Here is a 23,905-nt window from a genome sequence, read left to right as displayed (position 1 = left end):
TACTCACCACTTGCAGAAGTGGGAGTCTCAACTCAGACTGAGATGAATTCTTATCATATGTTTGTGACTTTTTTATGTTAAACTGCATCTAATGGGTGTAATAGCTATTACAGAGTATAAAAATCTCATTTCACATTTATAAAAACATATTGAGATAAAAAGAGGGAAGTTATGACAAAACAGGATTTCGGAGATTTGATCATTTCTTTTACCGATGACTTCTACCGCATTGCAAAGGCGATTTTAAAAGAGGATGCCGACTGTGAGGATGCCATGTCGTCTGCCATCGTAAAAGGATTTTCAAAACTTCACACACTAAAAAAACAGGAATATGCCAAAACATGGTTTTCACGCATATTGATCAACGAATGTCAGATGATCCTGCGGAAACGCAAACGGGAAGTCACTTATGAGGAAGGTGTACTGACCGAAGAAGCCGCACAGCAGGATTACTCAGACCTGTATCAGCATCTGATGCAGCTAGATATTTCCTACCGTCTTCCACTGGTAATGTACTATTTTGACGGATTTAAAATACGGGAAATTGCAGACATTCTGGAAATGAGTGAAAGTGCCATAAAAATGCGGTTAAACCGCGGAAAACTTCAGTTACGAACAATGTTTGAAAAGGAGGCCGCCATATGAATCACGACTCTAAACACAATGATTTCGAATATGAAAAAGAAACTTTTCCAAAAACACCGGAACATTTTAAACAGCTTGTTGTTAATCAGGTAGCTCAGGAACAGCAGAAAAAAAATATTTCTCCTATAAAATCCAAAAAGAAATGGATGCCGGCAAAAGTTGCTGCCGTAATTATTGTATGCGCTACTATGGGAACCACCGGCGCTTATGCCGGAATTAAACAGTATCAGGCAAGATCACAGCAGTATTTGCAAGAAACAGGACGTATCACTACTCCGGAAAGTTCTTCCGAAGAAGAAACATCTGCTGCTTCTGACACGACAGATTCTGTGGCACCAGCAACGATTGTATCAGAAGAAAGCGGTCTTGTTACTACTTTTTCTGATACCTGGCCGGATGTTATGTTAGAACTGTATGATCAGGACGGTAAATATCAAAAACTGTCAACCCCGTATATGAATGTGATCGATGCTTATTATGATGGCGGTCTGCTTTCCATTTATGGCGAAGCAACCGAATATGGTCTAAATACACTTGGAGACTGGTTTCTTCCTGACCGTATTGTTATCAATGATACAGTTTATCTGGCTACCTGGGACATCAACGGTATCTATGGTGACGAAGGTGATCCACAATATAAACGCGGTGCATTTCATGCTACAGTGGAACTTTCCGATGCAGATCTTCCAGGCAACTGTAAAGTACAGATTCCATTGACAACCGTCAGAGATCCCAAAACCGGATATTTCTACACGCAGACGATCAGCTTTTATATTTCCGGTAATACCAATGTCAAACCAGCAATCACTGCATCTGCCGCAAATGGTGCAACGGTAACTGTTGGAGAAAGCAAGACTTCTGCCTCCGGAACTTATCTTAGTCTGACATGGAATTTTGGCAAGGATAAAGCTTCCTATGATCAGTTCGATAAGATCATTTCCGGTGATACAATTCATAACTGGATTTACTGCCACATTATCGATTCCAATGGAAATATCTTTGATACAAAGACAGATTCAGAGACCTTCTCCTCCGTCTACTTTGACTCAAACGACTCCGGAGATGAACATTGGAATAATTCCGGAGAAAGCACATATGTTGATGATGACGGAAATTATTGCTTCCAGACTAATATTTTGCTTCCAGCATTAACACAGGACTTCACGTCTCTGGAAGTCACACCTTATGTTCATCTTAAAGACGGAACTGAAACTGATCTGGACTTTGCAGCCTTCCGGGTGGATTATGAATAGTATAGTTTTAGCATATTTTTCAGAAAGCCGGCAATTGCCGGCTTTCTGTTAGGAATTCATTTTCCATCTTATTGATTTGCTTTTTTCTTTTCCTCTTCAAGCTCATGAATACGCGCTAAAGCCGCCTGTAATTTCTGATTTTTTTCATCCAATTCCTGACTTTTTTCATTCAATTCCTGATTCTTCTCATTCAATTCCTGATTCTTCTCATCCAGTTCCTGATTCTTCTCACCTAATTTCTGATTTATAAGATCCAGTTCTTTTCCTTTTTGTTTCAAATCCTCCTGCATCTCATCAATCATCAACTGCACAGTATTCCGGTCAAGTTCCTGTAATTCTTTCGAAAACATATCCATCACTCCTTCGATATTTCGACAGATGTCATAGATTTGTTCATAGTATGCTCTAAACTCGGGATACTGCTCGATAATCGCAACAATCATTTCCGGATCATCTATACAAAAGAACGCAATCCATGCATCAAGTCGACTGTTTATCAGATACTTATTTTCTTTATTTTGCTGAATATTTTTAAAATTGTCAAGCGCTACGAATACATATTTTTGCAGCAGATTAAATTCCAATCCCGAATCTGATTTTTGCCCGAAAGAATGAATATATACATCTGGAAATTTTTTAAATTCTGCAGGACTGTTTTCAAACAGCACAATTGTATATACATCTTTGATGTCTTTGTAACTGAATTTTTTCTTTCGTTCACTTCGCACCCGCTTATACTGCCGCAACAGCAAATCTGCGGAATAGCAGGCGCTTCTTTCTCCCGGAAACTTATACCCAATTTTTTGAATTTCCAGATTTGCAATGCTGCCATCGGAAAGCTGCACTACAATATCCATAATAACAAGTGATGATTCATCTGCCAATCGTGTTCCATCATTTGGTAAAACTTCCATCACATGAACCTCCTGCTTTAATAACAGAGACAATAATTCATCAATACGCTCTGGTGTTGACTCTGGATTCAAAATCTCTTTACTCACAAAATCATACATCACTTTTACTCCCCGCGCTCCAGTGCAAAAATCAAGAAATTCCTCCTGCCGTTCTTCTTCCCACGAATAAAACGTACTCCACATCTTTTCGTTATTATTGATTTCTTTCAAAATTACTTCTCTGGTCTGCAGCATAGGAAAATAATCTCGTAACTTTTTTGTCATGCAAACAACCTCCTCCATATGAAATATTTACATATTTAAAGCGGACATTCGCAATCCGCTTTCGCTACTTGCTCATGAACGCAGTCGCTTTGCGACCTGTCAGTGGGAGCTTTTAACTCCCACTGGTATAAGCATCCCCCTTACCCACCGCTTAGTGCTCTACGCGCTTGAATCGGGGAAATGCTTATTCTGCGTTCAAGTTTCATTAGCCTTCTTCTCTTTTTATTTTCATAGTTTAACTAATACAATGTATCACTCTGTTTTTCTTGATATTTACCGAATCGGTGCAACAATATTTAGACTGCTCGTAAGATATCACCACTCTGATAACTATGCAATTTTATCTGAATCAGATTTGTTTGAAGAACGATAGCATGAATATATACCACTTCCCCCTGACCGTCAACCATAAATTTTTCTGCATTTCTTACACTATACAAATTGCACAACACGCATTTTTTCCCACAAATCCTTTATTTTCAAGGCATGCAAAAAGCAGGAGCAGAAAATCCTCAGATTTTCCACTCCCGCTTTTTACTCATTTTTATGCAATTTTACAATTACTCCTCTTCTGTTGTCTCTTCCGGAAGTTTGATTGCAAGTCCAAGTTCTTCTAACTGTTTCTCATCTACCGTACCTGGAGCTTCTGTCATCAGACAGGAAGCATCTTTTACTTTCGGGAATGCGATAACGTCACGGATAGAATCTGCATGTACCATATGCATTACCATACGATCTAAGCCGTAAGCCAGTCCTGCGTGTGGCGGTACACCATACTTGAATGCGGAGAGCAGGAAACCAAACTGATCCCATGCACGCTCTTTTGTAAATCCAAGTACTTCGAACATTTTCTCCTGAATGTCATCCTGGTGGATACGGACAGAACCGCCGCCAAGCTCGGTACCATTTAATACGATGTCATATGCTTTTGCACGAACAGCGCCCGGATCAGAATCGATCTTATCCCAATCCTCTTCCATTGGCATAGTAAACGGATGATGCATTGCCATATAACGATTCTCTTCATCGGACCACTCCAGTAACGGGAACTCTGTTACCCAGAGGAAGTTGTACTGGTTCGGATCCAGCAGGTTCAGTTCTTTTGCCATATGAAGTCTTAAGGCGCCAAGAACTGCCCATACGACTTTATTTTTATCAGCAGCGAATAACAGCAAATCGCCCGGTTTTCCTTCGGTAGCTTCTACTAAAGCTGCCAGTTCTTCTTCTGTCATAAATTTTGCAAAAGAAGATTTGTATGTGCCATCTTCATTTACACACAGATAAGCCAGACCTTTTGCTCCATATGTTTTTGCCAGATCAACCAGCTTGTCGATCTGTTTACGTCCCATGGAAGCTTTGCCCGGAACAGCGATACCACGTACGCTGCCGCCGTTTTCTAATGCACCGGTAAATACGCCGAATCCACATTTTTTCACAACGTCAGATACGTCATGTAATTCCATGCCAAAACGGGTATCCGGTTTGTCAGAACCGTACCGATCCATGGCATCCTGCCATGTCATGCGCGGAAGCGGAATCTGTACATCCACACCGATGGCCTCTTTAAATACATATTTTAACAGACGCTCATTTACGTCTAATACATCATCTACATCTACGAAAGACAGCTCCATATCGGCCTGTGTAAACTCCGGCTGACGGTCTGCACGTAAATCCTCATCACGGAAACATTTTGTAATCTGGAAATAACGGTCATATCCGGAGCACATCAGCAGCTGTTTGAACAGCTGTGGAGACTGCGGAAGTGCATAAAAACTTCCCGGATGCACACGGCTCGGTACCAGATAATCTCTTGCTCCTTCCGGAGTGGATTTTGTCAGAACCGGTGTCTCGATCTCGATAAAGCCCTCTTTTGCCATGAAATCACGCATCAGATAAGCCACTTTACTTCTCAGCATCAGGTTACGCTGTAAATCCGGACGACGAAGATCCAGATAACGATATTTCAGACGAATTTCGTCTTTTGTCTGAGAATTCTCCTCAATATGGAAAGGCGGTGTATCGGACTCAGAAAGGATACGAAGGCTCTCTGCGATCACTTCAATATCACCTGTTTTTAAGTTTTCATTTACTGCTGCGGAACGTTTCTGGATTTTACCAACAACAGCGATAACGTACTCACTTCTGAGTGTCTCTGCTTTTGCAAATCCATCTGCTCCTACACTGTTTTCATCAAATACGATCTGAAGCAGACCGGAACGGTCTCTCAGGTCAATAAAGATCAGGCTTCCCAGATTTCTTCTTCTCTGTACCCAACCCATAACGGTAACGGTACTTCCGATATCCGTACTGGATACCTCTGTACATCTATGGGATCTTTTCAATCCACGCATGGACTCTGCCATAATATATTCCTCCTATTTAAAAAATTCTACGAATTCCTCGTAACCTTCTTTGGAAAGCTGCTCTTTCTGGAATTTTTTATTTTTATTCATACGGACAACCAGTACCTGCTCGCCATTTGCGCGCGCCTGCTGTGCCTGTCCGATCACTTCGCTGAGTTTATCTCCCGGATATCCTTTTTCAATCAGATATGCAGTCTTTTTCGGCTGCTCCGGAATCTTGAAACCATTCTCCATCAGAAGCAGGATGATACGCTCAAATCCGATGGAAAATCCGCAAGCCGGAACATCTTTTCCGGTGAAGTTTCCAACCATCTTGTCGTAACGTCCGCCGCCACCGCAGCTTCCGCCAAACTCCGGAATCGCGATCTCAAAAATAGTTCCTGTATAGTAAGACATACCTCGTACTAAAGTCGGATCAAATACCAGCTCAAAAGATGCCATCTTTGTTGCATTTACTGCGGAGGCAATCTCTTTCATATTCTGAACGATCTCGGCATCCAGATAGTCACCTAAAGTATCTGCCAGATAGCTGATGCCATCTTCTGCCTGCTCCACACCTGCGAACAGTGACAGATATTTATCGATCGCTTCCTGTGCATAACCTTCTTTTGCAAGTTCCTCTGCAACACCTTCCAGACCGATCTTGTCCATCTTGTCCAGAATGATAAATACGGTATCAAACTCTTCCTCTGCAAATCCGCTGTAAGCTGCCATTGCTTTTAAGATACGGCGCTCATTGATACGGATTTCAAAATTCTTGAATCCAAGTTTGCCAAGTGTTGTAGTGGTAGCAAGAATCAGCTCGATCTCTGCCAGATTGGACGGCTCGCCAAGAATATCAATATCGCACTGCATGAACTGACGATAACGACCTCTCTGCGGACGGTCTGCACGCCATACATTTCCCATCTGAAGTGCCTTAAACGGGGACGGCAGATCATTTGCATGGTTTGCATAATAACGGCAAAGCGGTACAGTCAGATCATATCTCATACCAAAATCAACCAGATCTGCCTCACTCTGTGCAGTCTCCAGTTTCAATTTCTCACCACGTTTTAATACCTTGAAGATCAGTTTCTCATTTTCTCCACCCTGCTTGTTGCTCAGGTTTGCAATATCTTCCATACAAGGTGTCTCGATCGGGGTAAATCCGAATGCACGATAAGTCTCTTTGATCACGCTCTGTACATAATCGCGGATCTGCATCTCATCCGGCATAATATCTTTCATACCGTTTACCGGTTTTTTCTTTAAAGCCACTGTATATCCTCCATTCCATACAGATTGCTCTGTATTTTATATTCCTAAAAAACAGATATCCGATGTCTGTTTTCGTATCCATTGCCAAACACAGATCTCTTCACTTTTTTCTGTGTTCACATACATAGTTTATTATACGTTTGTGAGTTTGATATAGCAAGTGTTTTTTAAGTACAGTTTGCTTGTGAACTACCCATCACCTAAAGGTAATGGGCTTCTAAGAGCCTTACGGCTCTGTTTAAGAAGTTTGATATTTAAGTTTCCACCTAGCCAAGCTAGGCAATCCTTATTCTTACAGGCGTATCCACTTCGCCTCTACCGTATAGGATATTCATATCCACAACGTTACTTTTTTTCATGATGTTTAATGCCCCGTTAACATCTGCATTGACTGTTTTGCCACCTGCCGTTTCGTACAGACCACGATGTATTCTGCTTCCACTGAACTGATACTCTTTGGGATTGTCAGCGTTGTAAACCGGTATATCATCTCTATCCCAGAATGAGGCTTTTGATGTATACGATTCTTCCTGTTTTTCAAATACGATACTGTTCAGTTCGCACAGATATTTCAGTTTGCTGCGCAGCCTGCCATAAGAAATGTTCACAAAATTCTGGTTGTTTTGTTTTCCTATTTTACTGCTTCGCTGGAATGTTTCATTATAGCCGACTACAAGAGTTCCTATGTCATTGGCAACGCAGTAATCTATGACTTTGCGTGCAACTTTGCTCATGTAATCATTGACCTTGTTGTTACGGTCACGAGCAATCGCTTTTTGCCTGTTTGTGGTCTTTTTGCCAAAATGCTGTTTATCTTTTATGGATTGCAAACGTGCATTTTCTTTATTGAACCACTGGTTGATGGATTTAAGCTTTCTTCCGTCAATGATGAACGTTTTTCCACTGTTAGATACTGCGGTCACAAGATTGTTGATACCTAAATCTAATGCAAGTGCATTGTTTTTATTAAGATTTCTTTGGATACATTCAGATTCATATGTGTACTGAATCTCAAAGAACCTTGCACCAGCTTTCGGTATGATACGGATTTCCTTAACCTTTTTATCAAGCAGTACAGGCGGTATCGTTATTTCAACGGCCTTGTGTGTTTTCTTAAAGTTGTTGGAAAATGGAAGTATTAACTTATTTCCATTCAGTCTTACAAAACCGATAACAAGTGTCGCATATCCATCTTTGGGAAGATAGTGTGGCAGTTTGCAGTCCCTAAAAGCATATTTACCCTGCTTGGTAAGTTTAAGCAAACCAAAAAATGACTTGAAAGAACCATCAACTTCTTTTAATATCTGCTGTGCCATATTAGAATTAAGTGCTTTGTAATTAGGACTATTCTTTAAAAGAGTGTAATTCTTCTCGTATTTAAGAAACTCACCTTCCGTAAAGTAATACTGGCGCACATTATAGATTGCCTCATTGGCAAGGTTTTTAGCGGTATGACACAGTTCTTTAATGGTGAGATAATCTTCCTTGGACAAATGCTTTACCTGTTGTTTAATAGTAAGATACATACAGTTTTTCTCCTTTCGCAAACTCGAAGTTTGAACTTCTGTATGTATATTATGCCATATATTTTACCAAAATACCATATTTTCGGTAAATATATATTCTATATCTGACGCCATTCATCCCACGGTCTAAAGACCATGGGTTTTCTGGCTGAAATATTATAAAAAAACACCTGAAAATGCTCCGAAAACATACATGCTCGAATCATTTCTCAGGTGTATTCTTTTATCTATAAAATTATTTTTTAGAGCTGACCACAGTTTTTCAGCAATTCCCGCTTCCGCTCTACCATCTCATCCACACGATCCAGGTAATTTGTAATATCCTTTACATTTCCCACACGCTCAATACGCTTGCCATCCTCAAAAACAACTTTTGTAGTAGCACCTGCGCCAAGCGCCATAATGGTCTGTTTTTCTTCCATAATCAAAATGTTGTACACTCCGGCTTTTCCCGGTTTCGCGTAGCCGACATTCTCGAAATTGCCTGCCATATTTTTCTGGCGATACAGATAATATGGCTCCAGTCCCATCTCATGGCAGCATTCTGCGGTCAGATCAATGGTCTGTGCGGTATTCTCGATGTGCAGATTCTCATACTGTTCCTTCTGCATCCGAAGTCTGGCTGCACGTTTGATTGCCAGTGAATGAACAGTGATGTTATCCGGATCCAGTTCTTCTAACTGTCTCATAGTCTCACGTACATCCTCGATGGTCTCTTCCGGAAGTCCAACGATCAGATCCATGTTGATATTATCAAAACCAACCTCTCGCGCCAGGTTGAAACTATCGATAGTCTGCTGAACAGTATGCTGACGACCGATGAGACGCAGTGTTTCTTCTTTCATGGTCTGTGGGTTAATGGAAATTCTGGAAATATTATGTTTATGGATGACTTCCAGTTTTTCTCTGGTGATACTGTCTGGTCTGCCAGCTTCTACGGTAAACTCTAAAAGCTGTGTCTGCTTTTTTGCCGATTCATCCACATAAATCATTCTGCCCTGTTCATCCGCAATTCCAAAATAGCTTCCGATCATAGTCAACAGACGATCCATCTGCTCTGCGGAAAGTGTCGTCGGTGTTCCTCCACCAATGTATACAGAATTCAAAACCTTATGTTTGCAAGCCTCTGCTGTAAATGCAATTTCTTTCTCCAATGCATCCAGATACTCATCCATATGATTTGCCCATTTTGCCAGCGGATATGAGGTAAATGAACAATACAGACATGTACTCGGACAGAACGGAATACCTACATACAGACTGTAGCCATTCTCATAATCAATACGGCTCAACAATTCCAGCTCACGCTTTGCAACTGCCAGACTCAATTCAATTTTTTCGTCAGATGCGAAATACGTCTCTTTCATATAAGAACGGATCTCGTCTTCACTTTTTCCTTCTTCCAGTAATTCCATCGGAATCTTAGTCGGACGGATGCCCGTCAGAGTTCCCCAGGGAAGTGTCTTTCCTGCATACAGAGTCAGCAAATAATACAACTGCTGCTTTAACTCATTTTTTGTCTTTTTCCGGTCAGCAAAATCAACCAGAACGCTACCGCCCAGTGTCATTTTTTCTTCTGCTGCACCATTTTCCTGCTGTTCCCGCTCATAAAATTTAAAATCAATCATGTGGTTCTTCCGGTCATAATTTACCACAAGATGAAATACGCTTTCTGGGAACTCCTCCCGTGGCATGGCTTTTACAAGCACGTCATGCTGTGGATAAAACGCCTTTACCAGAGAATGAATATCATATTCAAAATCCGGCTCATTTAACTGTACTGTAATCATACTTATTTCCTTTTCCAATCTCTTTTAAATGTTATCCATTATAGTATCTTTTTACGTCACAAAAGGAATTTCCACAAATACAAATTCATCTACCTGTTTCATGAAAATTCCTTTTAAATCATTACACTAAATTATGCTAAGTACATATTATACTGTTTCTCGTAACCAATCGTGGTACGTGCCTCATGTCCCGGCAATACCGCAGTGTCGTTTGGAAGTTTAAACAGTTTTTCTTTTACGGAACGCACCAGATCTGACATGCTGCCGCCCTTGAAATCTGTTCTGCCAACAGAACCACAAAACAGGGTGTCACCACTTGCCAGCACTTTGTTGCCTTCAAAATAATAACAACATCCACCCTCAGTGTGTCCCGGCGTGGAAATCACTTTAATTTTGAATCCGGCTAACTCAAGCACATCACCGTCTTTTGTATACACGTCTGCATCATAAGTCTCCGGATTGCCAAACATTGCGGATACATTTTTCTGAATGTCATGCATGGTGGCTTCTTCCTTTTCACTTGCATATACGGAAACACCAAATGCATCTGCTACCATACGTGCATGATGCGCATGATCATAATGTCCATGCGTCAGCAAAACTGCCTGTAACTTTAATCCACGCTCTTTGATGCGGCGGATAAGATCTGCTCCGTCTCCGCCCGGATCAATAATTACCATTTCTTTTGTGTCCGCGTTTACGATAAAGTAACAGTTTGTTCCAATATCACCAACGTTATATTCTTCAATTCTTAAATCTGCCATATATTTTTTATACTCCTTATGCCTATCAACCGGTCGTACGCTCAATATCAAAGACGCTCTCGATCTGACGGATTTTCTCACCAAGCATGCTCAGTTCATCTTTACCTTTTGTATAGAAAGAAACTTCAATGGTCGCAATTCCCTTTTTGCTTGTTCGGGAATTGATAGAATTAATATCAATGCCACGCTCGGTAAAAATCTTCGTGATATCTACCAACAGACCGGTACGGTTGTTTCCGAAAATGCGAAGCTCTGCCAGATATTTGCCATGACCACCGTTTTCCTCATCAGCGGCTCCCTGCTGCCATTCCGCCTCGATCAGACGCTGTCTGTCAAAATCCGGTAGCTGCATGATATTAATACAGTCTGTTCGGTGAATGGATACACCACGTCCCCTTGTGACAAATCCGACGATCTCGTCACCCGGTACCGGACTGCAGCACTTGGAAAAATGAACTGCCACATCCGTCAGACCTTTTACGATAATTCCGCTCTTTTTATGCGAAGTACGTGCTTCTTCTTCGTGTTTTTCCTTCTGTTCGGAAGAAGATGCCTCAAACAGTATCTGTTCATCAGTAATTACTTTCTTATGATCCTTGCGGTACTCTTCCATCATGCGGTTAACGATCTGTGACTCTTTGAGTCCACCATGTCCAACCGCTGCTAATACAGAATCCCAGTCACGGAATCCATATTTACGCTGTACTTTTGCCTGATATTCCGGCTTATTGATATCACCAAAATTAATGGATTTTGCTTTACAGTAATTGTTCAGCAGCTCTTTTCCACTGACAATATTTTCTTCCTTAAACTCATTGCGGAACCACTGGTTGATCTTATTTTTTGCCTGTGTACTTTTTACAAGATTTAACCAGTCACGGCTCGGTCCTTTGGAATTTGCAGAAGTCAGAACTTCGATGCGGTCACCGTTACGGATATTGTAGTCGATCGTTACCAGACGTCCATTTACTTTTGCACCGATCATCTTATTTCCTACCGCGGAATGAATGCTGTAGGCAAAATCGATCGGCGTGGAACCTTTTGGCAGGTTCTTGACATCACCACTCGGTGTAAAACAGAATACACTGTCTGAAAACAGATCCAAATCGCTCTTTAACAGGCTCATGAACTCCTTATTATCGGACATGTCCCGCTGCCATTCCAGAATCTGACGCAGCCAGCTTAACTTTTCTTCCTCACCGTTGATGCTGTTTCCGTTATTTGCTTCTTTGTATTTCCAATGTGCAGCAATACCGTATTCAGAAGTACGATGCATCTCCTCGGTACGGATCTGAATTTCAAACGGCTGACCAGTCGGTCCGATCAGTGTCGTATGCAAAGACTGATACATATTCGGCTTCGGCATTGCAATATAATCTTTAAAACGTCCCGGGATCGGTTTGTATTTTTCATGAATGACACCGAGTGCCGCATAACAGTCCTTGACATCTTTTACGATAATACGGATGGCGAACAGATCGTAAATCTGATCCAATGTCTTATTCTGGTTTACCATCTTTTTGTAAATGCTGAAGAAATGTTTTGCACGTCCCATGACAGTCGCCTCAATACCGGCTTCCTTCATACAGACTTCCACATCATTCACCAGAGAATTGACATATTTATCACGGGCAGATTTGCGCACCGCGATCTTCTCTACCAGATCATAATATGCCTCCGGCTCCAGATATTTCAGGGAAAGATCCTCTAACTCGATCTTGATCTTGGAAATACCAAGACGCTGTGCGATCGGGGCGTAAATATCCATCGTCTCGCGGGCTTTCTCTTTCTGTTTTTCCGGCTTCATGTACTTTAAGGTACGCATATTATGCAGACGGTCTGCCAGCTTGATAATGATAACACGGATATCCTTTGCCATGGCAAGGAACATCTTACGCAGGTTTTCTGCCTGAACTTCTACCTTATCTGCTTTATAGGAAATCTGACCAAGTTTTGTTACTCCGTCAACCAAAAGAGCAACCTCCGGTCCGAATTCTTCCTTGATCTCCTCATCGGTCATCACCGTATCTTCTACGACATCATGCAGCAAACCGGCAACAATGGTTTCTTTATCCATCTCAAGCTCTGCCAGAATAATCGCTACATATAACGGATGAATGATATACGGTTCTCCGGATTTGCGCACCTGTGTCTTATGTGCTTCCGCTGCGATCTGATATGCTTTTTCCACCATGGAAATATCCGCTGACGGATGATATTTGCGAATGATCTGAATCAGATCTTTGTGCAGTTCCTCCGGACTTACAAAATCTTTGATCGGCACAAGTTTTGCCGAATCCAAAATAGAGTCCGGTTCTATTGATTTCACCGCAATTTCATCTGTCACATCTTTGGTCTGCGGCATTTTTTCATTTTCTGATATCTTTTTCATGTCTTTTTCTCTTGTTTCCATCACGATCCCACCTATTCCAACATTATAATGAAAATCACCGCAAATTGCAACGATTTCCCGCCGCCATACCAGTCGCGCTCTCTCAAAAATGTTACAGTTTGCACGCGGCTTTGAAAAAATTGGTCTTTTTTTACAGTATCACACGAATCACTAAAAAAATAGCCATTTTTTTGAATTTTGTTGAAAACAATCACTTTTTCATATACAATGCTAAATAGAAATGCCAATTTACTATATTTTTTGGCTATAATTAAGGAGGTCATTATGGCACAGAATCCAATCGTAACAATCGAAATGGAAAACGGCGATATCATCAAAGCTGAGCTTTATCCGGAAATCGCCCCAAATACAGTAAATAACTTTATTTCACTGGTACAGAAAGGTTTTTATGACGGTGTTATCTTCCACCGTGTCATCAAAGGATTTATGATTCAGGGTGGCGATCCGGAAGGAACCGGTATCGGTGGTCCTGGATACAGCATCCGCGGTGAGTTTTCTCACAATGGTTTCACAAACAATCTGAAACATACACCAGGTGTTCTGTCTATGGCTCGTACTATGATGCCGAACTCCGCTGGAAGCCAGTTCTTCATCATGCACGCTGCCGCACCACATCTTGATGGTGAGTATGCAGGCTTCGGTAAAGTAATCGAAGGTATGGAGAATGTAAACAAGATCGCAGAGACACGTTGTGATTACAGTGATCGTCCGATGGCACAGCAGAAAATGGCTAAAGTTACTGTGGAGACTTTCGGTGTAGATTATTCGGAACCGGAAAAATGCTAATTCTTGTTTAGGGATGGCTTAAAATTTACCATTTTTATTTTTAATAGGAACTCCAGCAATTTTTTCTCAGTCGCTAACAATCGCTCCTTGAGATAAAATTGCTGGAGTTCTTAATCTACACAGAGAATTTTGTAAATTTTTGCGCCACCCTGCACTGCGTGCCACACTACGTGCAGAATTTTCGTTTCACTTCTATGCTTTACACTTACTTTAATAAAAGCTGGTCTATTCTATATAAAACTGAAATAACAAAATCAGAGAAAGTTTCCTCAACGAACGATTAAGCGAACGACTGAGTTTCACAAGGTTTTGCGCAAGTGGGAGGCGACCAGCTTTTATAGGAGCCGGGAACGTGCGCGATGAAACCGCCGTGAAACGAAGGTAGTGAACGTCTAGTGAGTGAGGAAACTTTCTCTGATTTTGTTTTCACATATTAAATTTTAACCAATACAATAAATAAACCTTTTTAGCGATGTCTACGTGCCCGCGCCTTATATTTCTTCTCCCCAAAGATCCAAAACAATATCAGCGCAATCAGCGTTCCAATGATCATTCCCACAATCACATCACTCGGATAATGCACTCCAACATACAATCTCGATAATGATATCGCAAACGCAAGAATCAACGCCGGCACCCCGATTCCGCGATGACAGCTTTTATAGATCACCACCGCTGACGCGAAGGATGCGGATGCATGTCCGGACGGGAAGGACCAGTCTTTTTGTGCCGGGATCAGGCATTGCAATCCCTGCACGACTTCGTAAGGGCGAACACGCGCCACATAATTTTTCAACAGGAAATTTGTCACACACAGAGAACCAAGCAGCGCCAACAGGGACAAAATCCCCGCACGTCTGGTTTTCTTTGGAAACAGTAAAATGACAGATAACACAATCCAGAAAATTCCGGCATTTCCAAGATTCGTGACAGCGATCACGATCGGATTCAACGTTTCCGAACGCAAATGGTTTTGAATAAAAAGCAACAGCTGCCCATCCCATATATTTAGTTGTTGAAGAATCGTATCTAATATTGCCATTCTGCTCCATTTCCTTCCTATCGTATTTCACAAAATTTTATAAAAGAAATCCCACTGTATGAGCATCATAAATGATCTGCAGTGGGACTCCCCGGAACAAAAATGCTCCTGATATCGTTGTTTCTCACCATTAAGGTGAAAGTTATGTTTTCTCTCGTATCTTAATTAGAATTTGAATATTGCTACTCCATATGGCGGAAGTTCATATGCAAAGGAATACGGTCTGCCGTCACACTCTGATTTCTCAGCCTGGTAAACGGTTGGTCGCTCTGTACCTTCGCCGCCGAATTTCGCATCATCACTGTTCAGTAATAAGGTGTATTTTTTCTTTTTCGGTACGCCCACACGATAATCCGGACGTGCCATCGGTGTAAAGTTGCATACAAACAGTAAGCTGTTTCTTCCGGATTTGCTGTGACGCACAAAACTGAAAATGCTTCGATATCCGTCATTTGGATTGATCCACTCAAATCCTTCCGGATGATCATCCAGCTCATACATTGCCGGATATTTTTTGTAAATCGTCAGCAGTCCTTTTACAAATGACTGTAAGTGACTGTGTTTTTCATCTTCCAGAAGATCCCAGTCAAGTTCGCGTTTCTCACTCCACTCTCGCAACTGTCCGAAATCCTGTCCCATAAATAACAACTTCTTGCCCGGATGCCCCATCATGAAGGAATATCCAACCATCAGGTTGCGGTATTTATCAATGCCAAGTCCCGGCATTTTGTTCAGCATGGAACATTTCAGATGAACCACCTCATCGTGAGAAAGTACCAGAATGTATTTCTCACTGTAGTTATAGCTCATGGCAAATGTCATCTTGTTGTGGTTATCTTTACGGAAATACGGATCCAGTTTCATGTAATCCAGGAAATCATGCATCCATCCCATATTCCATTTGTAAGTAAAATTCAGACCGCCATCTTCGGCTTTTCCGGTTACCATCGGCCATGCGGTGGATTCTTCTGCGATCATCACTGCGCCCGGATTTCTGCCGCAAACCAGTGTATTTAAGTGACGGAAGAATTCGATTGCTTCCAGATTCTTATTCTCGCCGTACTCGTTTGGTACCCACTGACCGGCTTCTTTTCCGTAATCCAGATACAGCATGGAAGCAACCGCATCCACACGAAGTCCGTCAATGTGATATTTTTCTACCCAGAGCAATGCGGAGTTTAACAGGAAGTTCTTGACCTCAGTTTTTCCATAGGCAAAAATCTTGGTGCCCCAGTCCGGATGCTCTCCTTTTCGCGGATCTGCGTACTCATACAGACAGGTTCCGTCAAACTCTGCCAGTCCGTGTGCATCTCTTGGGAAATGCGCCGGAACCCAGTCAAGAATAACACCGATTTTATGTTTGTGCAGATAGTTTACCAGATATGCAAAGTCCTCCGGCGTTCCATAACGGGAAGTCGGTGCAAAGTATCCGGTTACCTGATAGCCCCAGGAACCATCAAACGGATACTCGGAAATTCCCATCAGCTCAACGTGAGTATATCCCATCTCTTTTACATATTTGGTCAGTTCCACTGCCAGTTCACGGTATGTATAGAATCCGGTGTCTTCATCATAACCCGCATGACGTTTCCAAGAACCCGGATGTACCTCATAAATGGACATCGGCTGACGGTATACCTCATCATCCTTGTGCTCAGCACGCGCCTGCATCCATTTCTCATCAGACCATTTCAGTTTGCTGATATCTGCCACCTTGGATGCTGTTCCCGGACGCATCTCCGCATAGTTTGCATACGGATCTGCCTTATACAGTTTGCGTCCATCCTGAGTTTCAATGAGGTATTTATACATGTCACCGATCTTCACATTGCTGACAAACAGCTCATAAATGCCATTTGGCTCCAGTCGTTTCATCTCATGTGAAGTCTCATTCCAGTCATTGAATGAACCGATCACCCACACACGTTTTGCGTTCGGTGCCCAGACAGCAAAATTTACGCCCTGCCATCTGCCTTTTTTACAAGGATGTGCCCCAAGTTTCATATACATATCATAATGCACTCCTGCGCCAAACAGATACATATCATACTCAGAAATGTTCCCCATAATGTTTCTCCTCCTTAAAACCCTCTTTTATTTTCAAGATTTACGGATAAATCTTTTTCAGCGATTACTCAAAATCTTTTTCATGAAGAATCAGATAATCGTTTTCGTTATATTTCTTTGAGAAAATAGAACCAAATGCTTTTTTGATTCCGCTGCCTTCTGCTTTCTCAATGGCTTCATCCACAATGTCTTTTACCTCTGCCAGTGTGGTTGCGCGATCCAGCTTCTGAATATTGTTGATACGGTTATATAAAGCCAGAACGCCCATCTCATCAATGGTGCACTCCATCTCTTTTGCATAAGATTTACCAAAATCAACTAACTCATCAATCGTAAAAATCGGAATATCGATCTTTTCTGTAAATTTCTTAGTGAAGCCAAAATCAAGGTTCATAACTTTACGGATTCCTGCTCTGGTATCTTCCAGGATCACAACCATACCCTGTGTATTCTGTTCCATAACCTGAGACATGTAAGCTGCTGTTTCTGCTGTCAGCTGACCTGCCTTGTCTACGATCAGATATCCGCCCTCAATCTTCGGAATCAGCGCTGCAAAATCTTTGTGGTTCAGAGATTCTGCACTAATCTTGCCGATCTTCGCATCTTCATTTCCGATTTCTTTCTGAATTGCTTTGATCAGGCTTGTGGCAAATACGGTTTTACCACTTCCTTCCTCACCCTGAATCAGAATATTACCTGCCAGAGAAGTAACGGAATTGCCGATTCTTGTTTTTGCGCCTAACAGAACCTGACGGATCTGGTCTTCCATACCCGGTACTGGAAGGAAATAAGAGAATAATTCCTTCTGTTCCTCTGTCAGTTCTTTTTTGTCTTCCTCGATATCATCCGGCATCTGGATCTCCGGTAAAACACCAGTATTCTGAGATACGCCGGTCGGTGCTGTTCCGGTTACCGGAACTTCTACATTTGCATTTTCCACAAACATCTGTGTTGCCTGTGCCAGTACTTTTTCCAGTTCTTCATCCGGAACCGGCTCAACCACACTCAGTCGTTTTTCTTCTTTCGGTTCTTCCTCAGCTTCGGCTTCTTCCTCTGTCTCTGCTGTTTTTTCTGCACGTGCTGCCTTCAAATCCGGCATTTCTTTTGTTGTAGACAGATCTTCTTTTTCCTCTACCGGTGCTTCTTCTTCAACATCTTCCAGTTCTGCATCTGCTGCCTCTACAGACGGTTCAGCTGCTTCAACTACAGTCTCCTCATCAGCCGCTTTTTCTGTTTCCGGCTCAATCTGTGATTCTGTCTCTACAGTTTCTGCTGCTTCTTTTGTTTCTTCCGTCTCAGACTCTGCTTCTGCTGTTTCCTCTAAATCTTCTTTTGCTTCTGCTTTCTCAGATTCATCCGGAACCAGTGCTGCTGCAACGGTATCTTCCGGAACCGGGATTTCCTCTCCCGGAGTTGCTGATAAAATCGGGATCAGTGTTTTCAGACGTTCCATGATCTCACCGGCTTCCACCAGTGCATGCTCTTTGGAAATTTCCAGCTTCTTCTGTTCTGCCGCTGCGATTGCGATCTCAGCCGCATGTTTTGTCTTTTCCCATTCATCCAGAACTTCTTCAATGCTTGCCTGTGCGGATGCCGCTTTTTCCTCAATGGTATCCTCTTCTGCATTTTCTTCCTCAATGGCTTCTGACAATGTCTCCTCCGGCTTCGCTTCCGTTTCCGGCTCGTCTTTCTTATCGGATTCTTCTGCATTTTCAGCCATCAGTTTGTCAAATTCTTTCTTTAACCGCTCGTCGACCTGCTCATTGATCTTCTCTTTGTCAAACGTAAAGGTCTCCTCTGCCTCATGCTCACCGTTCAGATATGGAATGTCACCGACAATCTTCTTGATGTTCTCCATGGTATCTACCACGGTTTCTTTTTTGGTTGCTTCCATGATCTGCTTCATGCTCTTTGCAAGTTCTTCCTCCAGGTTGGAAGTATTAAACTTGCTTGCTGTAACCGTTGTCTCCGGTGTCTTTACCATCTCATGGATGACATTTTTGCGCTCCGGTGCTGCCGGAATGCTGATCTCCACCATTCCTTTTTTCTCACGGAACTGTTTGTATTTTTCCTCCTGTGCCGGAGTAAGCGGTTGATACAGACGTTTCAGATCTAACGCTTTCTCCACATATTCACCTTCACCAAACCAGAGAATCAGTTCGTCACAGGTCTCCACGCATTTATCACGCATATCTGCCTGTCCGTATAATGCAGCCAGCTCATATGCCCATTTTTCCGTATATTCATGCTCTTTCAATTCTTCCAGGATCGCGATACGGTCTGTCAGTGGCGTATCCTTCAGGCAGCTGATCTCATATGCCAGCACATAACGCATATTGTCTTTTGGTGCAATCTCAAGAAACTCGTTATAATATTCCTCAGCCTCATCAATCCTTTTTGCTTTGATGGACACTTCTGCCAGCTTGCTTACGATATTTCTTCCAATCGGAGAATGATCATATGCCTGCAGTAACACTTCCCTGCAGGCGTCATATTTCTCTGTTTTTTCGTAAATATCGCTCACCATACACAGTGTATTGCTGCTGCGCACCTTTTTCCAGTTAATGGTATCCGCCATCTCTGATGCTGTGGCGTAGTCACCTGCAGCCATCAGATTCTGAAGCTGCTCCAACTTTAACTTATACTCATACTTATCCACCGTTATTCACCTCATGTCTGTATTTTTTGTTTTATTCAAAAATTTACTTTTTTTCCTCTGTCTCCTCATATTTGCGGATCGACGCTTCCGGCTCCTCCGTAGCTTTCATCTTCACTTCATTTGTCACAGTATCCACCGTGTCAAGTTCGATATACTCATCGGTTCCTTCCGGCAATCGCCGCTTTTTCAACACATGCTCTACCACACGCTTGATAATATAGTACAGTACCGCAAAAATCGGTACACCAAATAACATACCAATGACGCCAAAACTTCCGCCAAACAACAGGATTGCAAAGATAACCCAGAACGGGCTCAGACCAGTCGTATTTCCAAGGATCTTCGGACCAATAACATTTCCGTCCACCTGCTGTAAAACAATGATGAAGATAATGAAATAAAGACCTTTCATCGGATCTACCAAAAAGATCAGGATCACACTTGGAATCGCGCCGATATACGGTCCAAAAAACGGGATGATATTCGTCACACCAACGATTACGCTGACCAGTGCCACATACGGCATACGCAAAATAGCCAGTCCAACAAAACAGATACAGCCAATGATCAGCGAATCAATAATCTTTCCGATGAAAAATCCACCAAACACATCATCTGCTTTTCGTATCACTTCCATGACCACATTTCCGTAACGTGGACGGAAGATCGCATAAATAATTTTCTTTAACTGACCAATGAATTTTTCTTTGGTCATTAACACATATACAGCAACAATAAAACCGATGATCACATTAAAGATTGCTCTTACGACGTTATAAACACCGGTTGTGATACTTGCAATAAAATCAGACTGCTGCAACACATTTTTGCGCAGCCAGTCTTCCAGATAAACCGATGCATCCGCAATGAACGTATCCAGCTTTCCTGATATAGCACTGTTCTGTTTGGTCAGACGATCCACCCATTTCGTTAGATTTTGGACTTTTTCACCCATACTCGTGACGATATCTTCAATACAAACTACCAGCCGTGGAATGATCAACCAGATCAGTACCACAATGATTGCCAAAAAGATCGCCATGGCAAAAGCTACCGACGCTGCCCGGATTTTCTGACACTGTTTGCGTGTCAGTTCTTTTGATTTTTGTCTGCTTCTTTTATATAAAAAACGTTCAAACCATTTCATGATCGGATTAAGCAGATATGCCACGATCACTCCTACTAAAATGGCCTGAAGACTCTGTAAAATCTTTTGGAAACCGGAAAATAATCCGTCAAATCGAAGTACCACAAAAAAGATTGCGATGCAGACCACAACTATCAAAATGACAGTCAGGCCAATCGCCAGATATGGTCGGATATCCAGATTTACTTTCTTTTTCTCCGGTTGTTTCTCAGTTGCAGTATGTTCTTTTTTTGTTTCTTCCTGCATGCTAAAATTGCCTTTCTAAAAATCTCCCAAACTCAATCGTGATAGCTGAAATAAGTATACCATACTTTTTCTGCACATAACAGAATTGTTCGCAAAAAAATCAAAAAGAATCCCGTTTCCAGGATTCTTTTCGTTTTTCTTTATCCGTTGTTTATACAATCTTAAGGATCTTTTTAATCTCTGTAATAATTGATCAGGCAGCCTTTCAGAATGATAGTTCTCTCATCCTCTGTCAGATCACCCATTTTCAGAGTAAACGGTTTTAATTCACCGTCTTTTACTACGTATGCTTCGATATCTGTCAGCTTGTCCTCGATGGCTTTGCGCACATTCGGTACAAACAGATAATCACCGTTTGCAAATGGGAGATCTCCTTCCGGAATCAGGAATGGAAGCATACCCCAGTTGATCAGGTTGGAACGATAACGTTTGGTTGCGTACTCGTTGGCAATGTTTGCCCATCCGCCTAATACTTTCTGGCAGGAAGCAGCCTGCTCTCTGGCAGAACCGTCACCCGGTTTTACTGCAAAAATCGTACTTCCGATACCGAAGTTCTCACGGTTCAGATCCGGGTATTTTGCCTTAATGGTCTCAATGACCGGTGCAAGCTCCGGAAGTGCCTCCGTCGGTTTCTCACCGGTGATTCTTGCTTTCTCTGCTTTCTGAACTTCTTTTGCCCGACCTACATATTCCGGATCCTTTCTGGACAGGGCGAACTCAGCCAGTGCCAGCGGATTGGAACGATAAGAAGATGTCTCACCGGACGGGATCAGCTCATCTGTTGTAGTAACCGGATCATGGATCTCAGATACCACTTTCAAAACCAGATTGTCTGTCAGTGCGCTCATTGCCGGCCAGTCTTTGATGTTTGGTCCGAATTTCAGTTCTTCGTTCGGATCAGCCACACCTTTGCTGTCAAATACACGGTTCTCATAAATTGTTTTATCAAAGAAATATTTCGGTCCTGTGTATTCTACATCCAGATCTGTAGCCGGTGTCAGATAACCTTTGTTTGCAGCGGTTGCAGCGATGGAACGTGCATCCATCAGTGCTACGGAAGCGATCTGTCCATTCTGCAGTTTGGAACCTTCACGGTTCGGGAAGTTTCTGGTTGTATGACGGATACTGAATCCGTTGTTATTCGGTGTATCACCGGCACCGAAACATGGTCCACAGAATGCAGTCTTCATAATTGCACCTGTCTCCATGATCTTAGCTGCGGCACCATTTTTTACTAATTCCATGTAAACTGGCATACTTGCCGGATATACGCTTAAAGTAAACTCATCCGGTCCGATGCTCTTGCCATTCAGAATGTCAGCAGCGGCACAGATATTTTCAAATCCACCACCTGCACATCCTGCGATAATTCCCTGATCTACATATAATTTTCCGTTGCGAATCTTATCTCTTAATTTGTACTCTACGGCTCCATCCAGACTTACTAACGCGTTTTTCTCAACTTCAGCCAGAATCTCTTCCAGATTTGCATTTACTTCATCAATAGTATAAGTATTGCTTGGGTGGAACGGCATAGCGATCATTGGTTTGATCTCGCTTAAGTTCACCTCAACACAGCCATCGTAGTAAGTAACTGCTTCCGGTTTCAGTTCTGCATAATCTGCAGATCTGCCGTGAATATCATAAAACTCTTTAATTTTTTCATCTGTAACCCAGATAGAAGACAGACAGGTTGTCTCTGTGGTCATAACATCCACGCCGATACGGAAATCTGCGCTTAAGGATGCAACACCAGGTCCGACAAACTCCATAACTTTGTTATTTACATAACCATTTTTAAATACCGCTCCAATGATTGCCAGAGCCACATCCTGCGGGCCAACACCTTTCATCGGTTCACCGGTCAGGTAAATTGCTACTACACCCGGCATTTTGATATCGTATGTTTTGCACAGTAACTGTTTTACCAGCTCCGGACCGCCCTCGCCCATAGCCATAGTACCAAGGGCACCGTAACGTGTATGGGAGTCAGAACCAAGGATCATTTTGCCACCGCCGGCAAGCATTTCACGGGCAAACTGATGGATAACTGCCTGATGAGGCGGTACATAGATTCCGCCGTATCTCTTTGCACAGCTCAGTCCAAACATGTGGTCATCTTCGTTGATGGTTCCGCCAACCGCACACAGACTATTGTGGCAGTTTGTCAGTACATAAGGAACCGGGAATTTCTCCAGTCCTGACGCACGTGCTGTCTGGATGATACCGACAAATGTGATATCATGGGAAGTCAGCTTATCAAATTTAATCTGAAGCTGCTCCATATTTCCGGAAGTATTGTGTGCTTTCAAAATACGATATGCCATTGTACCGGTTGCAGCTTCTGCAGCGGTCACTGTTTTTCCTGTTTTTGCCGCAAGACATGCTGCAGCCTCCTGATTATCTTCGATAATCTCCGTTCCATTGAGCAGATATACACCATTCTCATGTAATTTTATCATGGTTCTGGCCCTCCTTAGAAAATTCTTTTTTACAAACTCTTAATTCCAATATTATAATAAGGCACAAAATAAAAAGCAAGTTTTTTCACTTCAACTCATTAAAGTTTCTGTTTATTTCTCACAGCGGCTTACCCATTCCTGCAATTCTTTCACATCAAAATACATTACGGAAAGTTTCATCCATCCATGGTTTCAGTTTCATACACAAATCTTTTTCCAATAGTTGAAATCCGTTTTCTTTTGTATAACGAAATTCAAGAATGCTCCAGCATTCTTGTTGCGAGGTGCGCGTCATGCAATT

General features: G+C 42.2%; 15 protein-coding genes. 3 read left to right on the top strand and 12 right to left on the bottom strand.

Features of this window, described 5'->3' with window-relative positions; translation table 11 throughout:
* Positions 1-171: 171 nt before the first annotated feature.
* Positions 172-645, top strand: a complete 474-nt coding sequence (locus LG34_RS07625; protein WP_109215539.1) for an RNA polymerase sigma factor — start codon at positions 172-174, stop codon at positions 643-645.
* Complete coding sequence (locus LG34_RS07620; RefSeq protein ID WP_109215538.1) at positions 642-1,898, top strand: hypothetical protein; 1,257 nt, start codon at positions 642-644, stop codon at positions 1,896-1,898. The genes LG34_RS07625 and LG34_RS07620 overlap by 4 nt, the downstream gene beginning before the upstream one ends.
* A gap of 68 nt (positions 1,899-1,966) precedes the next feature.
* On the opposite strand, the gene LG34_RS07615 is transcribed toward LG34_RS07620, so the two are convergent.
* The 7 genes from LG34_RS07615 to LG34_RS07585 all read right to left on the bottom strand — a co-directional run bounded on the left by LG34_RS07615 (position 1,967) and on the right by LG34_RS07585 (position 13,174).
* Positions 1,967-3,076 (bottom strand): PD-(D/E)XK nuclease family transposase, encoded by a 1,110-nt coding sequence (locus LG34_RS07615; RefSeq protein ID WP_109215537.1) that lies wholly within the window; start codon positions 3,074-3,076, stop codon positions 1,967-1,969.
* Positions 3,077-3,636: 560 nt separating this feature from the next.
* Positions 3,637-5,442 (bottom strand): aspartate--tRNA ligase, encoded by a 1,806-nt coding sequence (gene aspS / locus LG34_RS07610; RefSeq protein ID WP_109215536.1) that lies wholly within the window; start codon positions 5,440-5,442, stop codon positions 3,637-3,639.
* 12 nt (positions 5,443-5,454) lie between these two features.
* Complete coding sequence (gene hisS / locus LG34_RS07605; RefSeq protein WP_109215535.1) at positions 5,455-6,702, bottom strand: histidine--tRNA ligase; 1,248 nt, start codon at positions 6,700-6,702, stop codon at positions 5,455-5,457.
* Positions 6,703-6,977: 275 nt separating this feature from the next.
* Positions 6,978-8,228, bottom strand: a complete 1,251-nt coding sequence (locus tag LG34_RS07600; RefSeq protein ID WP_109215534.1) for an RNA-guided endonuclease InsQ/TnpB family protein — start codon at positions 8,226-8,228, stop codon at positions 6,978-6,980.
* A 242-nt stretch (positions 8,229-8,470) separates the two neighbouring features.
* Entirely contained in the window at positions 8,471-10,018 is a 1,548-nt protein-coding gene (gene hemZ, locus LG34_RS07595) for a coproporphyrinogen dehydrogenase HemZ (protein WP_109215533.1), read from the bottom strand.
* Between the two features lie 131 nt (positions 10,019-10,149).
* A complete protein-coding gene (locus LG34_RS07590) occupies positions 10,150-10,782 on the bottom strand; it encodes an MBL fold metallo-hydrolase (RefSeq protein ID WP_109215532.1) in 633 nt (210 codons plus the stop codon).
* Positions 10,783-10,807: 25 nt separating this feature from the next.
* Entirely contained in the window at positions 10,808-13,174 is a 2,367-nt protein-coding gene (locus tag LG34_RS07585) for a RelA/SpoT family protein (protein WP_242979829.1), read from the bottom strand.
* Positions 13,175-13,459: 285 nt separating this feature from the next.
* On the opposite strand from LG34_RS07585, the gene LG34_RS07575 reads away from it, so the two are divergent.
* Positions 13,460-13,981, top strand: a complete 522-nt coding sequence (locus tag LG34_RS07575; protein WP_109215530.1) for a peptidylprolyl isomerase — start codon at positions 13,460-13,462, stop codon at positions 13,979-13,981.
* A 466-nt stretch (positions 13,982-14,447) separates the two neighbouring features.
* On the opposite strand, the gene LG34_RS07570 is transcribed toward LG34_RS07575, so the two are convergent.
* The 5 genes from LG34_RS07570 to LG34_RS07550 form a co-directional block, all read right to left on the bottom strand.
* Positions 14,448-15,023 (bottom strand): phosphatase PAP2 family protein, encoded by a 576-nt coding sequence (locus LG34_RS07570; protein ID WP_109215529.1) that lies wholly within the window; start codon positions 15,021-15,023, stop codon positions 14,448-14,450.
* 165 nt (positions 15,024-15,188) lie between these two features.
* The gene (gene glgB, locus LG34_RS07565; protein WP_109215528.1) at positions 15,189-17,090 is read right to left on the bottom strand and encodes a 1,4-alpha-glucan branching protein GlgB; all 1,902 of its coding nucleotides are present in this window, start codon (positions 17,088-17,090) and stop codon (positions 15,189-15,191) included.
* A gap of 64 nt (positions 17,091-17,154) precedes the next feature.
* Entirely contained in the window at positions 17,155-19,749 is a 2,595-nt protein-coding gene (locus LG34_RS07560) for an ATP-binding protein (protein ID WP_109215527.1), read from the bottom strand.
* A 43-nt stretch (positions 19,750-19,792) separates the two neighbouring features.
* Positions 19,793-21,142, bottom strand: a complete 1,350-nt coding sequence (locus tag LG34_RS07555) for an AI-2E family transporter (RefSeq protein ID WP_109215526.1) — start codon at positions 21,140-21,142, stop codon at positions 19,793-19,795.
* Positions 21,143-21,315: 173 nt separating this feature from the next.
* Positions 21,316-23,604, bottom strand: coding sequence for a hydratase (locus LG34_RS07550; protein WP_109215525.1), 2,289 nt, complete (start codon positions 23,602-23,604; stop codon positions 21,316-21,318).
* Positions 23,605-23,905 lie beyond the last annotated feature (301 nt).

The sequence above is a fragment of the Eubacterium ramulus genome, from assembly GCF_003122485.1.
Classification (GTDB): domain Bacteria; phylum Bacillota; class Clostridia; order Lachnospirales; family Lachnospiraceae; genus Eubacterium_I; species Eubacterium_I ramulus_A.
The sequence above is the reverse complement of the archived record's forward strand: the minus strand, read 5'-3'. Positions and strand labels throughout refer to the sequence as shown.